The organism is Cryobacterium cryoconiti, from assembly GCF_004403065.1.
GTDB lineage: Bacteria > Actinomycetota > Actinomycetes > Actinomycetales > Microbacteriaceae > Cryobacterium > Cryobacterium cryoconiti.
In genome coordinates this window covers 12,753-26,416 of the sequence record NZ_SOHA01000039.1, presented here as the reverse complement: position 1 = coordinate 26,416, position 13,664 = coordinate 12,753, and the positions used below count along the sequence as shown (strand labels likewise).

At 68.7% G+C, this 13,664-nt stretch carries 11 protein-coding genes and 2 tRNA genes; 11 read left to right on the top strand and 2 right to left on the bottom strand.

The window, feature by feature from the left end; genetic code table 11:
- Window positions 1-32: 32 nt before the first annotated feature.
- From E3T49_RS12830 to E3T49_RS12810, 5 genes are all read left to right on the top strand, one after another.
- A complete protein-coding gene (locus tag E3T49_RS12830) occupies window positions 33-671 on the top strand; it encodes an FMN-binding negative transcriptional regulator (protein ID WP_134425296.1) in 639 nt (212 codons plus the stop codon).
- Window positions 668-2,185, top strand: a complete 1,518-nt coding sequence (locus E3T49_RS12825; RefSeq protein WP_241972816.1) for an amidohydrolase — start codon at window positions 668-670, stop codon at window positions 2,183-2,185. The genes E3T49_RS12830 and E3T49_RS12825 overlap by 4 nt, the downstream gene beginning before the upstream one ends.
- Before the next feature lie 275 nt (window positions 2,186-2,460).
- Window positions 2,461-3,855, top strand: a complete 1,395-nt coding sequence (locus E3T49_RS12820; RefSeq protein WP_134425295.1) for a sensor histidine kinase — start codon at window positions 2,461-2,463, stop codon at window positions 3,853-3,855.
- Between the two features lie 4 nt (window positions 3,856-3,859).
- Entirely contained in the window at window positions 3,860-4,543 is a 684-nt protein-coding gene (locus E3T49_RS12815) for a response regulator transcription factor (protein ID WP_134425294.1), read from the top strand.
- Window positions 4,544-4,600: 57 nt separating this feature from the next.
- Complete coding sequence (locus E3T49_RS12810) at window positions 4,601-5,572, top strand: L-lactate dehydrogenase (protein ID WP_134425293.1); 972 nt, start codon at window positions 4,601-4,603, stop codon at window positions 5,570-5,572.
- A gap of 18 nt (window positions 5,573-5,590) precedes the next feature.
- Here E3T49_RS12810 and E3T49_RS12805 read toward each other — a convergent pair.
- Window positions 5,591-5,664 (bottom strand) — tRNA-Gly (locus tag E3T49_RS12805).
- 170 nt (window positions 5,665-5,834) lie between these two features.
- Here E3T49_RS12805 and E3T49_RS12800 point away from each other — a divergent pair.
- The 6 genes from E3T49_RS12800 to E3T49_RS12775 all read left to right on the top strand — a co-directional run bounded on the left by E3T49_RS12800 (window position 5,835) and on the right by E3T49_RS12775 (window position 11,519).
- A tRNA-Pro gene (locus E3T49_RS12800) sits at window positions 5,835-5,911 on the top strand.
- A gap of 40 nt (window positions 5,912-5,951) precedes the next feature.
- Complete coding sequence (gene tig, locus E3T49_RS12795; protein WP_166785546.1) at window positions 5,952-7,388, top strand: trigger factor; 1,437 nt, start codon at window positions 5,952-5,954, stop codon at window positions 7,386-7,388.
- A gap of 160 nt (window positions 7,389-7,548) precedes the next feature.
- Complete coding sequence (locus E3T49_RS12790; protein ID WP_277613102.1) at window positions 7,549-8,181, top strand: ATP-dependent Clp protease proteolytic subunit; 633 nt, start codon at window positions 7,549-7,551, stop codon at window positions 8,179-8,181.
- Window positions 8,182-8,195: 14 nt separating this feature from the next.
- Window positions 8,196-8,867 (top strand): ATP-dependent Clp protease proteolytic subunit, encoded by a 672-nt coding sequence (locus tag E3T49_RS12785; RefSeq protein ID WP_134425291.1) that lies wholly within the window; start codon window positions 8,196-8,198, stop codon window positions 8,865-8,867.
- Between the two features lie 187 nt (window positions 8,868-9,054).
- Window positions 9,055-10,335, top strand: coding sequence for an ATP-dependent Clp protease ATP-binding subunit ClpX (gene clpX / locus E3T49_RS12780; protein ID WP_134425290.1), 1,281 nt, complete (start codon window positions 9,055-9,057; stop codon window positions 10,333-10,335).
- A 26-nt stretch (window positions 10,336-10,361) separates the two neighbouring features.
- Complete coding sequence (locus tag E3T49_RS12775; protein ID WP_134425289.1) at window positions 10,362-11,519, top strand: benzoate/H(+) symporter BenE family transporter; 1,158 nt, start codon at window positions 10,362-10,364, stop codon at window positions 11,517-11,519.
- Between the two features lie 78 nt (window positions 11,520-11,597).
- On the opposite strand, the gene E3T49_RS12770 is transcribed toward E3T49_RS12775, so the two are convergent.
- Window positions 11,598-13,631, bottom strand: a complete 2,034-nt coding sequence (locus E3T49_RS12770) for a M3 family metallopeptidase (protein ID WP_134425288.1) — start codon at window positions 13,629-13,631, stop codon at window positions 11,598-11,600.
- Window positions 13,632-13,664 lie beyond the last annotated feature (33 nt).

Here is a 13,664-nt window from a genome sequence, read left to right as displayed (position 1 = left end):
CTGATCTGCCCCACGACCAGAACGGGAAACCGATGAGACACAACCCCAGTTTCGCGCTCGATGACCCGGCCGAGATCCGCCGTCTCATCCGGGAGAACCCGTGGGCCACCCTGATCAGTCACACGGATGCGGGCCTGGTGGCCTCGCACTATCCCGTGCTGCTCGACGAGCAGTCCGAGGAGGCCGACGAGGTGGTGCTGGTCAGTCACGTGGGGCGTCCCGACGAGGCGCTGCACGAGCTCGGCCGACATGAGGTGCTGGTGATCATCCAGGGTCCCCACGGCTACATCTCGCCGGGCTGGTACGACGAGAAGCCCGCCGTGCCCACCTGGAATTTCGTCACGGCGCACCTGTACGGCACGCCCGAGGTGCTCAGTGACGAGGAGAACCTGCGGGTGCTGGACCGACTGGTCGACCATTTCGAAGAGCGGATGCCTGAGCCGCGCCGCCTGTTCGGCACCCCGGCCAACGCCGCCTATGCCGCGCGCATCGTGGCCGGCACGGTCGGCTTCCGCCTCAGGGTGAGCCGCCTGACCGCCAAGAGCAAGCTCAGCCAGAACAAACCGGCCGAGACCGTGGCGCGCATCCTGGGCGAACTCGACGGCGACGGGCCCTACGCGAGCCCGGCTCTCGCCGCCGCAATGCGCCGGGCGAACGCGGTGGACCGGTGAGCGAGGACAGGCCCGCAGCGCCACCCATCCCGACGCCCGCGGCGGCACCGCCGCTGGTGTTGCGGAACGGCCGGCTGCCGGGCAGCGACGAGATCGTCGACACGCTCATCGTCGACGGCCGGGTGCGCCGGCTGGGGTACCTCGGTCAGGCGGCGGCGGGCATCCGTTCGGTCGACCTGGAGGAGCGCTGGCTGATCCCGGGCCTCTGGGACAACCACGTGCATTTCAGCCAGTGGGCGCAGACGAATCAGCGGCTGGATCTGACCGGCGCGAGCAGCGCCGCGGCCGTGGCGGCCCTCGTCGCCGGGTGGGCGCCCGGTGTGGGCTCGGGGGAGACCCTGGTCGGGTTCGGGTTCCGCGACGGTCTCTGGCCGGATGCCCCGAGCCGGGCCCTGCTGGACGCCGCCGCGGGCACCGTTCCGGTCGTGCTGATCAGCGGCGACCTGCACGCCTGCTGGCTGAATTCGGCCGCGCTCGCCCGGCACGGTCACCCGGAGCACCCCACCGGACTGCTCCGGGAAGAGGACTGCTTCGCCGTGGTGCGGGCGCTCGCCGAGGTGCCCGACACTGTGATGGACGCCTGGGCCGACAGCGCCGCCCGAGTCGCGGCATCCCGCGGGGTGGTGGGAATCGTCGACCTGGAGATGAACTGGAACCTCGCCACCTGGCAGCGGCGCATCCAGGGCGGCACCGACGCGTTGCGGGTCGAGTTCGGCGTCTACACGCAGCATCTGGAGCGTGCCATCGCCCTCGGGTTGCGGAGTGGGGCCGGCATCGCCGAAACCGGCGGGCTGCTCACGGTGGGACCCTACAAGGTAATCACCGACGGGTCGCTGAACACCCGCACCGCGTACTGCGTCGACGAGTACCCCGGCCTGGAGGGGCAGCCCGGGTCGCACGGGCAGCTGAACGTGCCGCCGGAGGAACTGCTCACGCACCTCGCCCGGGCCGTCGCCGCGGGCCTCCGCCCCGCCGTGCACGCCATCGGCGACCGCGCCAACGCGCTCGCGCTCGACGCGTTCGAGCAGCTCGGCTGCCCCGGAAGCATCGAGCACGCCCAGCTTCTCGCACCGGGGGACGTCGCCCGCTTCGCCCGGCTGGGCGTGGTGGCGAGCGTTCAGCCCGAGCACGCCCTCGACGACCGGGACGTCGCCGACCGCTACTGGGCGGGACGCACCGACCGGGCCTTCGTGCTGAAGAGCCTGCTGGACGCCGGGGTCACACTCGCCCTCGGGTCCGACGCCCCGGTCGCCCCGCTGGACCCGTGGGTGGGCATCGCCGCCGCTGTGGGACGCACCCGCGACGGCCGCGAACCCTGGCACGCCGAACAGTCCGTTTCGCGGCAGGCCGCGCTGGCCGCATCCGCCCGCGGCAGGCACCGCGTCCTGGTGGGTGACGTCGCCGACCTCGCGGTCTGTGAGATCGACCCGTTCGTCGCCTCCGTGCCCGATCTGCGACGGATGCCCGTGGCCGCCACCCTGCTCGCCGGCCGCTTCACCCACACCGCCCTCTGACCGCCGCCCGGCAGTCGAGCCCCGTTGGTCGAGCTCCGGAGGTCGAGCTTGTCGAGACCCGGCAGTCGAGCCCCGGCAGTCGAGACCCGGTGGTCGAGCTTGTCGAGACCCGGCAGTCGAGCCCCGGCAGTCGAGCCCCGGTGGTCGAGCTTGTCGAGACCCCCCCTCCACCCAAGAGCCGGGGGTTACCCCCCGCCGTCATCCGGTTGCCAGCGGGATGTCGCCGGATTCGACCAGCGATCAGGCTGAATCCGACAGACTTACCGGAGGACACCATGACCCAGCCGACCGAAACCCCCCGACGCAGCACCGGCTACGGCGCGCTCTGGCGCCGAGCCCCCCGGGAAGCGCTCTTCCTGCTGCTGACCCTCCCGGTGGCCGTGATCGCGCTCGCCGTGCTGAGCACCGTCTTCTTCACGGGCGTGGGGCTGCTCGCCGTCATCGTCGGGATCGTCGTGGTCGTGGCGGCCCTGTACCTCGCCCGCGGCTTCGGCCTGGTCGAACTCGCGCGTCTGCGCTGGGCCGGCCAGCCTGCCATCACCCCGCCGCGGTGGGACGCCCCGGGGGAGCCTGCCTCCACCCTCCGCGCCCTGCTCGGCCCGCTCGTCAACGGGCACTACTGGCTCTACCTGCTGCACGGCATGGTCGTGAACGTCGTGCTCGGCCTGGTCAGCTGGACTCTCACGGTGATCTGGTTGTCGGTGGGGCTCGGCGGTATCAGCTACTGGTTCTGGGGGCGCTTCCTGACCGGCACCGACGGCGTCTGGCTGCACGACGTGATCCTCGACTGGATGCTGCCGGGCAACACGGTGCAGATCGACCCGCTGCTGGGCGAGAGCATCTTCCAGCTCGCACTCGGCCTGATCTTCGTGCTCACCCTGCCGTTCATCACGCACGCTTTCACCCTGCTGCACCAGTTCACGGCCCGCGGAATCCTGGGTGCCTGGCGGTCCGAGGCGTTGCAGCGCGAGGTCGCCGACCTCAGCGCGTCGCGCGGGGCGGCCGTCTCGGCGGAGGACCAGTCCCTGCGGCGCCTGGAACGGGACATCCATGACGGCCCGCAGCAGCGCCTGGTGAGGCTGCAGATGGACCTCGCCAGCGCCGAACGCAAGCTCGGCACCGACCCGGAGGCCGCCCGCACGCTGATCGCCGAGGCCCGGGAACAGGCGCACGACACCCTGGAGGAGTTGCGGGCGCTGTCCCGCGGGCTGGTGCCGCCCATCCTGCAGGACCGCGGCCTCCTCGCCGGTCTCGAGTCCCTCGCGGCGCGCAGCACCATCCCGGTGCGGCTCGAACTGCAGGTCGATCCCGCGCTGCGGCTGCCCAGCGAGATCGAGCGCAGCGCATATTTCGTGGCCGCGGAGCTGCTCACGAACGCCGCCAAGCACTCCCGGGCCACGAGCATCCGTCTGCATCTGGCGCTGCGCGGCGTGCCGGGGGACGAGAGCACCGGCGCCGCCGGCGCCACTTGGCTCGACCTCTGGGTGATCGACGACGGCATCGGCGGGGCGCGGCTGATCGACGCCCACGGCCTGCAGGGGCTCGACGAGCGCCTCCGCGGCCTCCGCGGCGTGCTCTCGGTGCGGAGCCCCGATGGCGGACCGACCGCGATCGGGGCCCATATCCCGCTGCCCGCGGCCGGGCCGGCGCGCGTCGTCACCGTATCCTGAACGGATGACCGCCCTCGCCCCAGCCCTGCCCCCGGCCACCACGCCGCCGCTGCGGATCGTGCTGGCCGAAGACTCGGTGCTGCTCCGCGAGGGCCTGATCCGACTGTTCGACGAGGCAGGGTTCGAGACCGTCGCCTCCTACGGCGATGCGGATGCCCTGCTCGCCGAGGTCGACGCCGTGCGGCCCGACATTGCCGTGCTCGACGTGCGGATGCCGCCGACCTTCCGGGACGAGGGCGTGCGGGCCGCGCTGGAACTGCGCCGCAGACTGCCCTCGGTGGGCATCCTGCTGCTCAGCCAGTACGTGGAGGGCACCTATGCGCACGAGCTGCTCGCCGCCGGCAACGGGGGACTGGGCTACCTGCTCAAGGACCGGGTGGCTTCGCTCGAGGAACTGCGCGACGCCGTCAACCGGATCAGCGCCGGTGGAACCGTGCTCGACCCGCAGGTCGTGCGTGAGCTGTTGGCCCGGCGCACCGACCCGCTCGCGGCCCTCACGCCGCGGGAGCGTGACGTGCTCGGGCTGATGGCGGAGGGGCGCACCAACGCGGCCATCTCCGCCCTGCTCGTGATCGGGGTCGGCGCGGTCGAGAAGAACGTCACGTCGATCTTCCTGAAGCTGGGGCTCGACGACTCGGGTTCGGACCACCGCCGGGTGCTGGCCGTGCTCACCTACCTGCGACACTGAACGTTTGCTGAGCATCCGGATGTCCGGACCCGGCTCAGTGAGGAGCAGAATCGACTCATGAGTGAGATCGAGAATTCCAAGCTGGCCATCATCGGAGCCGGGGCTGTCGGGTCGTCCCTGGCCTACGCTGCGCTGATCCGGCAGTCCGCACGCGAAGTGGTGCTGTACGACATCAACGGGCCCAAGGTGGAGGCGGAGGTTCTCGACCTGGCCCACGGCACCCAGTTCACCGGCGCCTCCTGCGTGGCCGGCGGCAGCGACCTCGACGCCATCGCCGGCGCGAACATGGTTGTGATCACGGCCGGCGCCCGGCAGCACCCCGGTCAGTCCCGCCTCGAGATGGCGGGCGTCAACGTCGGGATCCTGCGGGAGCTGATGCCCAAGCTGGTTGAGCGGGCCCCCGACGCCGTCTACATGCTCGTCACCAACCCCTGCGACGTGCTGGCCTACGCGGCCCGCCAGTTCAGCGGGCTGCCGGCCGCACGGGTCTTCGGATCCGGCACGGTGCTCGACTCGTCCCGGCTGCGCTGGATGCTCGCGCACCGGGTGGGGGTCGCGATCGCCAACGTGCACGCTGTGATCGTCGGCGAACACGGCGACTCGGAGTTCCCGCTCTGGTCGCAGGCCCGGATCGGCCCGATCTCCCTGGCCCAGTGGGTGCAGGACGACATCTCGCCCAAGGGTCTGGTGCCGTTCTCCGAGGCGGAGTTCGAGGCCATCACCGAAAGCGTGAAGTCCGCGGCCTACAAGGTCATCGCCGGTAAGGGCGCCACGAACTACGCGATCGGGCTCTCCGGCGCCCGCATCGTCGAGGCCGTGCTGCGCGACGAGGGCGCGGTTCTGCCGGTCAGCTCGGTTCTCACCGACTACCGCGGCATCAGCAACGTGGCACTCTCCGTGCCGAGCGTGATCAACGCCGAGGGCGTCTCGCGCGTGATCGAGGTGCCCTTCAACGACAAGGAGCAGGAACTGTTCGAGCACTCGGCGGCCACGCTGCGGGCGACCCTGGACGGACTCGGCCTCGACTGAGCGTGAAAGGCGGTGGTGTGGAGGGGATGACGGGAATCGAACCCGCGCCATCAGTTTGGAAAACTGAGGCTCTACCATTGAGCTACATCCCCCGAACGCAGTCTCCTGCGCACTCACTCAGCGTAGTACACGTTGGGCGGCGCGCGCTGCACCACCCGGCCCGCGGCATCCAGCCTGTGCAGTAGGCTTAACGAGGTCATTCCGTCGAAAGCGTGAACTTCGCGCGCCAAGCGGATGCCCACCACCGGGTCGAGATTTTGTCCGGGGCGTAGCTCAGCTTGGTAGAGCGCTCGGTTTGGGGCCGAGAGGTCGCAGGTTCGAATCCTGTCGCCCCGACCATCACCCCCACATACATCGGTCGAACACAGGAGATTGCCACGTGAAGTCCACGGTAGAAAAGCTGAGCCCCACTCGCGCGAAGGTCACCATCTCGGTGGCCCCCGAGGAGTTGAAGCCCAGCATCACCCACGCCTACGGCCACATCGCCGAGGACATCAACATTCCCGGCTTCCGCAAGGGCAAGGTCCCGCCGGCCATCATCGACCAGCGCGTGGGCAAGTCCGCCGTGCTGGAGCACGCGGTCAACGAGAGCCTCGACGGTTTCTACCGCGCGGCCGTGACCGAGCACAAGCTGCGCCCGCTGGGCCGCCCCGAGGCCGACATCGTCGCCTGGCCCAGCGACAAGGACTTCTCCGGAGACCTTGAGTTGGCCATCGAGGTCGACGTGCGCCCCGAGATCGACCTGCCGGCCTACTCCGGCCTGAAGCTCACCGTCGACGCCGTCGAGGTGTCCGACGCCGAGGTCGCCGAGGAGCTCGACAACCTGCGCAGCCGCTTCGGCACGCTCGTCACCGTCGACCGCCCGGCCACCACGGGTGACTTCGTGCAGATCGACCTGATCGCCGCCATCAGCGGTGTCGAGGTCGACAACGCCACCGGCATCTCCTACGAGGTCGGCTCCGGAGACCTCATCGACGGAATCGACGAGGCGCTCGACGCCCTCAGCGCCGGCGAGACCACCACCTTCAACTCCAACCTCATGGGTGGGGACCACGAGGGTGAGACGGCCGAGATCACCGTCACCGTCGGCGCCGTCAAGGAGCGCGAGCTTCCCACCGCCGACGACGACTTCGCGCAGATCGCCAGCGAGTTCGACACCATCGCCGAGCTGACCGAGAGCCTCAAGGGCCAGGTCGAGCGCTCCAAGGTCTTCGGCCAGGGCACGCAGGCTCGGGAGCTGCTCGTCGAGCAGCTCCTGACCTCGGTCGAGGTCCCGATCCCGGCTGCGATCATCGAGGATGAGGTTCGCCGTCACCTCGAGGGTGAGAACCGCCTCGAAGACGCCGAGCACCGTGCCGAGGTCACCGAGGCCAGCGAGAAGACGTTCCGTCAGCAGATCCTGCTCGACACCATCGCCGAGGCCGAGAAGGTCCAGGTCAGCCAGGACGAGCTCACCCAGTACCTGATCCAGGGCGCTGCTCAGTACGGTATGGACCCGAGCGAGTTCGTTCAGGCCCTCAGCGGCAACGGTCAGATCCCGTCGATGGTGGCCGAGGTCGCCCGCAACAAGGCCCTCGCCATCGCCCTGGGCAAGGCGGAGGTCGTTGACTCCAACGGCAACGCCGTTGACCTGTCCGAGTTCGTCGCGGTTGCCGACGAGGAGTCCGACGAGGACGCCGACGGCGACGAGACCGCTGAAGACGCCGACGCTGAAGCCGCTGAGGCTGAGGCCAAGGCCGCCAAGGCCAAGGCAGCGAAGGCCGCCAAGGCCAAGGCCGCCGCGGCGAAGAAGAAGGCTGCCGCCGCCAAGGAGTAGCTCCGCACCGCTCACGCGGGACGACGGGCCGGATGTCACAGACATCCGGCCCGTTTCGTGTTTTCGCCCCTCGAACGTGGCGCGCCAGCGCGGCGCGGGGCCGCGGGTTATCTGCCGAGGGCGAACAGAGCCGTTCCGGAGCGTTGGCTCCTATAGATTCATTCCTGAAGCGACAAGTGAAACGGAGCGCGACATGGCCGATATGACACCCACACCCGGCGTTTTTGACCGACTGCTGAAAGACCGCATCATCTGGCTGGGTTCAGAGGTCCGGGATGAGAACGCCAACGAGATCTGTGCCAAGATCCTGCTGCTGGCCGCAGAGGACTCGGAGCGCGACATCTTCCTGTACATCAACTCGCCCGGCGGCTCCATCACGGCAGGCATGGCCATTTACGACACGATGAGGTTCGTTCCGAACGACATCGTCACCGTCGGCATCGGTCTCGCGGCGTCGATGGGACAGTTCCTGTTGTCCTCCGGCACCAAGGGCAAGCGGTACATCACGCCCAACGCGCGCGTGCTGTTGCACCAGCCGTCCGGCGGATTCGGTGGCACGGCCGCCGACATCCAGACCCAGGCCAAGGTCATCCTGGACATGAAAAAGCGGATGGCCGAACTGACTGCCGAGCAGACCGGCAAGTCGGTCGAGCAGGTCCTCATCGACAACGACCGTGACAACTGGTTCACTGCTGACGAGGCCGTGGCCTACGGTTTCGTCGACCACCTGCGCGGCTCCGCGTCGGAAGTGGTCGGCGGCGGCGGCACCGACGACTCAGTGAACAAGAACTAGGACGGGCGAGAGACATGGAATTCACCAACTTTGGTCACCAGGCCGGGGGCCGCGCTCCGCAGTCACCCGAAGCCCGGTACATCCTCCCCACGTTCGAAGAGCGCACGGCCTACGGCTACAAGCGCCAGGACCCCTACGCGAAGCTTTTCGAGGACCGCATCATCTTCCTCGGCGTGCAGGTCGACGACGCGTCCGCCGATGACGTCATGGCCCAGCTCCTGGTGCTCGAGAGCCAGGACCCAGACCGTGACATCGTGATGTACATCAACTCACCCGGTGGTTCCTTCACCGCGATGACGGCGATCTACGACACCATGCAGTACATCCGTCCCCACATTCAGACGGTCTGCCTCGGCCAGGCGGCGTCCGCTGCCGCCGTGCTGCTGGCCGGCGGAACGCCGGGAAAGCGCCTCGCCCTGCCGAACGCGCGAATCCTCATCCACCAGCCGTCGGCCGGTGGACAGGGTGGCGGTCAGGCGTCCGACATCGAGATCCAGGCCGCCGAGATTCAGCGGATGCGTGAATGGCTCGAATTCACCATCGCCCACCACTCCAACCGCACCGCGGAGCAGGTTCACAAGGACATCGACCGTGACAAGATCCTCGGCTCGGCCGAGGCCCTCGAGTACGGCCTGATCGACCAGATCCTGACCAGCCGCAAAAACGTGCCCACGCTCGTCAAATAAGCGAGCGCACCATGAACGCGACGGATGTCCAGGCTCGGTTGAGCCGGGCATCCGTCGCGTTCTGCATGTCGGCGGCATCGGGTAGAACGGTGCCGGAACGTTATTCGACGCAAGCGGTCAGCCTGCACCCGGGGTACACGGGCACAAGCTAGGCTCAATGCAGCTGATCGATGGAGGAGGCTGACGGATGGCCCGAATAGGCGAAAGCGCCGACCTGTTGAAGTGCTCGTTCTGTGGAAAGAGCCAGAAGCAGGTGCAGCAGCTCATTGCGGGCCCCGGCGTGTACATCTGCGACGAGTGCGTCGAGTTGTGCAACGAGATCATCGAAGAGCGCCTGGCCGAGGCCACCGCTGAAGACGGGCCCGGCGAGTTCGAACTGCCCAAGCCGAAAGAGATCTTCGGCTTCCTCGAGGAATACGTCATCGGTCAGGAAGCCGCCAAGCGTGCCCTCGCCGTTGCCGTCTACAACCATTACAAGCGTGTGCGCTCCCGGGCCACCCTCACGGCCGCCGACGCCATCCGCGACGACGTGGAGATCGCCAAGTCCAACATCCTGTTGATCGGCCCCACCGGCTGCGGCAAGACCTACCTGGCCCAGACGCTCGCGAAGCGCCTCAACGTTCCGTTCGCCGTGGCAGATGCAACGGCCCTCACCGAGGCCGGCTACGTCGGTGAAGACGTGGAGAACATCCTCCTCAAGCTCATCCAGGCCGCGGACTACGACGTCAAACGCGCTGAGACCGGCATCATCTACATCGACGAGATCGACAAGATCGCGCGCAAGGCCGAGAACCCTTCGATCACCCGTGACGTGTCCGGCGAGGGTGTGCAGCAGGCGCTGCTGAAAATCCTCGAGGGCACCGTGGCCTCGGTCCCGCCGCAGGGTGGGCGTAAACATCCGCACCAGGAATTCATCCAGATCGACACCACCAATGTGCTGTTCATCGTGGCCGGTGCGTTCGCGGGCCTCGACGACATCATCTCCACCCGGGCCGGCAAGAAGGGCATCGGCTTCGGCGCTCCGCTGCACAGCAAGGGCGACGACGTCAACCTGTTCAGCGAGGTTCTGCCCGAAGACCTGCACAAGTTCGGGCTGATCCCCGAGTTCATCGGTCGCCTCCCGGTGGTCACCACCGTCACCCAGCTCGACCAGTCTGCTCTGATGCAGATCCTGACCGTGCCCAAGAATGCCCTCGTGCGGCAGTACCAGCGCATGTTCGAGATCGACGGCGTCGAGCTCGAATTCGAGCAGCCGGCACTGGAAGCCATCGCCGACCTCGCGGTGCTGCGCAAGACGGGTGCGCGCGGTCTGCGCGCGATCATGGAGGAGGTGCTCGGGCCGATCATGTTCGAGGTGCCGTCCAGCGCCGAGGTGGCGCGCGTCGTGGTCACCCGGGCGGCCGTGCTCGACAACGCCGAGCCCACCATCGTGCTGCACAAGGCCCGCCGGGTGGAGAAGTCCGCCTAGGTCTGTCGGCCTGAGCCGAGGCCGCCGTGTATCAACCCGTCTTCGCCGGCGTTGTGGCGGCTATCACCGGTTTCGCCAGCTCGTTCGTGCTGGTTATCGCGGGGCTGCAGGCTGTCGGAGCGAGTGGCGCCCAGGCGGCATCCGGCCTGCTCGCCCTCTGCCTGCTGGTCGGCGTCACCTGCATCCTCCTGCCGTGGTACTTCAGGATGCCCATCTCGTTCGCCTGGTCGACGCCCGGGGCGGCGCTGCTGGTGGCCGCCGGGCAGACGCCGAACGACTTCGACGCCGCCGTCGGTGCGTTCCTGGTCTGCGGGGCCCTGATCGTGCTCTCCGGGCTGTGGCCGGTGCTGGGCCGTGCCATCACGAGCATCCCCAAACCGATCGCGAGTGCGATGCTGGCGGGCATCCTGTTCCCGATCTGTCTGGCCCCGGTGACGGCATCCGTCCAGCAGCCCCTGCTCGCGGTACCGGTCGTCGTGGTCTGGCTGGTGGTATTCAAGCTGGCGCGTCCCTGGGCCGTGCCGGCCGCCATGGTCGTGGCGGCGATCGGCATCGCCCTCACCGAGGGAACCGGCTGGCTGACCGCGCCTTCATCGGCCCCGGCTCTCGTTTTCGTGGCCCCGGTGTTCGACCCGATCGTGATCGTGAGCCTGGGGCTGCCGCTGTTCATCGTGACGATGGCCGGGCAGAACGTGCCGGGTTTCGTGGTGCTGTCCACCTTCGGCTACCAGCCGCCGCCCCGTGCGATCCTGGTCGGTTCCGGCCTGGCGACCGCGGCGGGATCGGTGTTCGGCGCGCACGGCATCAATCTGGCGGCGATCACGGCCGCCCTGATGGCCAGTCCCGATGCGCACCCCGACCGCTCGAAACGGTGGATCGCCACGGCGTCATCGGGGGCGGCCTATCTGGTGCTCGGCCTCGGTGCCGGCTATGCGGCCGCGCTGGTGGCGGCGTCACCGCCGATCCTGATCACCGCCGTGGCCGGTCTGGCGCTCCTCGGGGCGCTCGTCACGAGCATCACCGGCGCACTCGAGGACGAGCGGCGCCGCCTCGTCGCGATTACGACGTTCCTGGTCACGGCATCGGGCGTGTCGGTGCTCGGCATCGGCTCTGCCTTCTGGGGGTTGCTCGTCGGCGGCGCCGTCATGCTCTGGCTCGGCTGGGTGCCTGCCCGTCGCCGCTGAACCCCCGCGACACGACACATTCGGGGGGTCCAGCCTCGCTCACACCCCCGAAACCTGTCGGTTCGAGGGCTCGGAGTCCTAGTTCAGGCCGCGGCGGTCGAGGAGCGGGCGGATGTCGGCGTCGCGGCCGCGGAAGTCGCGATAGGCGGCGAGCGGGTCGGTGCTGCCGCCCACACCGAGCAGCCGGGACCGGAACCGGTCGCCGTTGGCCCGGGTGAGCCCGCCGTTCTCCTCGAACCATTCGCCGGTGTCGGCGTCGAGCACCTCGCTCCAGATGTACGAGTAGTAGCCGGCGTCGTAGCCTCCCGCGAAGGTATGCGCGAAGTACGTGCTGGCGTACCGCGTGGGCACGGCCGGGTTGTCGAGACCGGCGGCGGCGAGGGCGGATGCCTCAAACGCTGCGACATCCGTCACCGTGTCCTCGGCGCCGATCCGGTGCCAGGCCTGGTCGAGCAGGGCCGCGGCGAGGTACTCGCTGGTGGAGAAGCCCTCGTTGAAGGTGGACGAGGCCTGGATGCGGTCCACGAGGTCCTGGGGCATGGGCTCCCCGGTCTCATGGTGGCGGGCGTAATTCGCAAGCACCTCGGGCCACAACATCCACATCTCATTGACCTGGCTGGGGAATTCGACGAAGTCACGGTACACATTGGTGCCGGAGAACTTCGGGTAGGTCACCCGGGCGAACAGGCCGTGCAGGGCGTGTCCGAACTCGTGGAAGAGCGTGACGACCTCGTCGAAGCTGAGCAGCGTGGGCTCGCCCGCCGCCGGCTTGGGCACGTTCAGGTTGTTGCAGACGATCGTGGGGGTGCCGAGCAGTGTGGACTGGGAGCGGAGAGCGTTCATCCAGGCGCCGCCGCGCTTGGAATCGCGGGTGTAGACGTCGATGATGTAGAGGCCCACGGGGGAGCCGTCGTCCTCGGCGACCTCGAACACGCGCGCTCCCGGGTGCCAGGCGACGAGGTCGGTGCGCTCGGTGAAGGTCACGCCGTAGAGCCGGTTGGCCGCGTAGAACACGCCGTCCTGCAGCACCCGTTCGAACTCGAAGTAGGGGCGCATCGCCGCGGTGTCCACGTCGTAGCGGGCCCGGCGCACTCTCTCGGTGTAGAAGGCCCAGTCCCAGGCGGCGAGCTCGAAGTCCCCGCCGTCCGCGTCGATCTGCGCCTGCAGGTCGGTCTGCTCGACGCGCGCGTTCCGGGCGGCGGCGGGCGCGAGGCGTCCGAGCATGTCGGCCACCGCCTGCGGCGTCCTGGCCGTTTGGTCGGCCGTCACGCCGGCGGCATGGTTGTCGAATCCGAGCAGCCGGGCGCGTTCGGCCCGCAGCCCGGAGATCTCCAGCACCAGGGAGCGGTTGTCGAATGCTCCGCCCCGGATGCCGCGGGACCGCGAGGCGGCCAGCAGCCGCTCCCGCACACCCCGGTTCGTCAGCTGCGCCAGATACGGGTGCGAGGTGGGCAGCACCAGGGTGATCACGTACCGGCCGGTCAGGCCGCGTTCCGTCGCCGCCTCGGCCGCGGCGGAGATCTGGCCGGGGGTGAGGCCGTCCAGCTCGCTCACGTCGTCGAGCACGAGCGCAAGGTCGTTGGTGTCGGCGAGCAGGTTCTTCTCGAACCTGGTGGTCGCCGTGGAGAGCCGCTTGTTGTAGTCGCGCAACCGGGCCTTGTCGTCGTTGCTGAGGCGTGCACCGGCCAGGGTGAACTCGGTGAAATACCGTTCCACCAGATAGCGCGCCTCCGGTTCCAGCGCCAGACCGTCAAGCTGTTCGTGCAGGGTCGCGACCCGGCCGAACAGTTCCGGGTCCAGACGGATGGCGTCCGCGTGCGCCGACAGGAGCGGGGCGAGCTCCTCCTCGAGGGCGTTGGTGAAGTCGCTGGAGTCGGACGAGCTCCGGTTGAAGAACACCTCGGCCACCCGGGTGAGCACCTGCCCGCTGCGCTCGAGGGGCACCATCGTGTTCTCGAAGGTGGGGGCATCCGTGCCCGCGCAGATCGCCGCGATCTCGGCGAGCTGATCCGTCATCCCGGCCAGGAACGCCGGCCGATAGTGCTCCTCAGCAATCAGCGCAAACGGGGGCAGCTCGAAGGGAAGCGTGCTGGTGCTGGCGAAGGGGTTCATTTCCTCACCCTGTCACATCCCCGTCCCATTCAC

Excerpts from the sequence above, each read along its gene's own strand:
- E3T49_RS12830 (WP_134425296.1), top strand. The coding sequence starts at position 33 with ATGAGACACAACCCCAGTTTCGCGCTCGATGACCCGGCCGAGATCCGC.
- E3T49_RS12815 (WP_134425294.1), top strand. The coding sequence starts at position 3,860 with ATGACCGCCCTCGCCCCAGCCCTGCCCCCGGCCACCACGCCGCCGCTG.
- E3T49_RS12770 (WP_134425288.1), bottom strand. The coding sequence starts at position 13,631 with ATGAACCCCTTCGCCAGCACCAGCACGCTTCCCTTCGAGCTGCCCCCG.
- E3T49_RS12785 (WP_134425291.1), top strand. The coding sequence starts at position 8,196 with ATGGAATTCACCAACTTTGGTCACCAGGCCGGGGGCCGCGCTCCGCAG.
- E3T49_RS12820 (WP_134425295.1), top strand. The coding sequence starts at position 2,461 with ATGACCCAGCCGACCGAAACCCCCCGACGCAGCACCGGCTACGGCGCG.
- E3T49_RS12810 (WP_134425293.1), top strand. The coding sequence starts at position 4,601 with ATGAGTGAGATCGAGAATTCCAAGCTGGCCATCATCGGAGCCGGGGCT.
- clpX (WP_134425290.1), top strand. The coding sequence starts at position 9,055 with ATGGCCCGAATAGGCGAAAGCGCCGACCTGTTGAAGTGCTCGTTCTGT.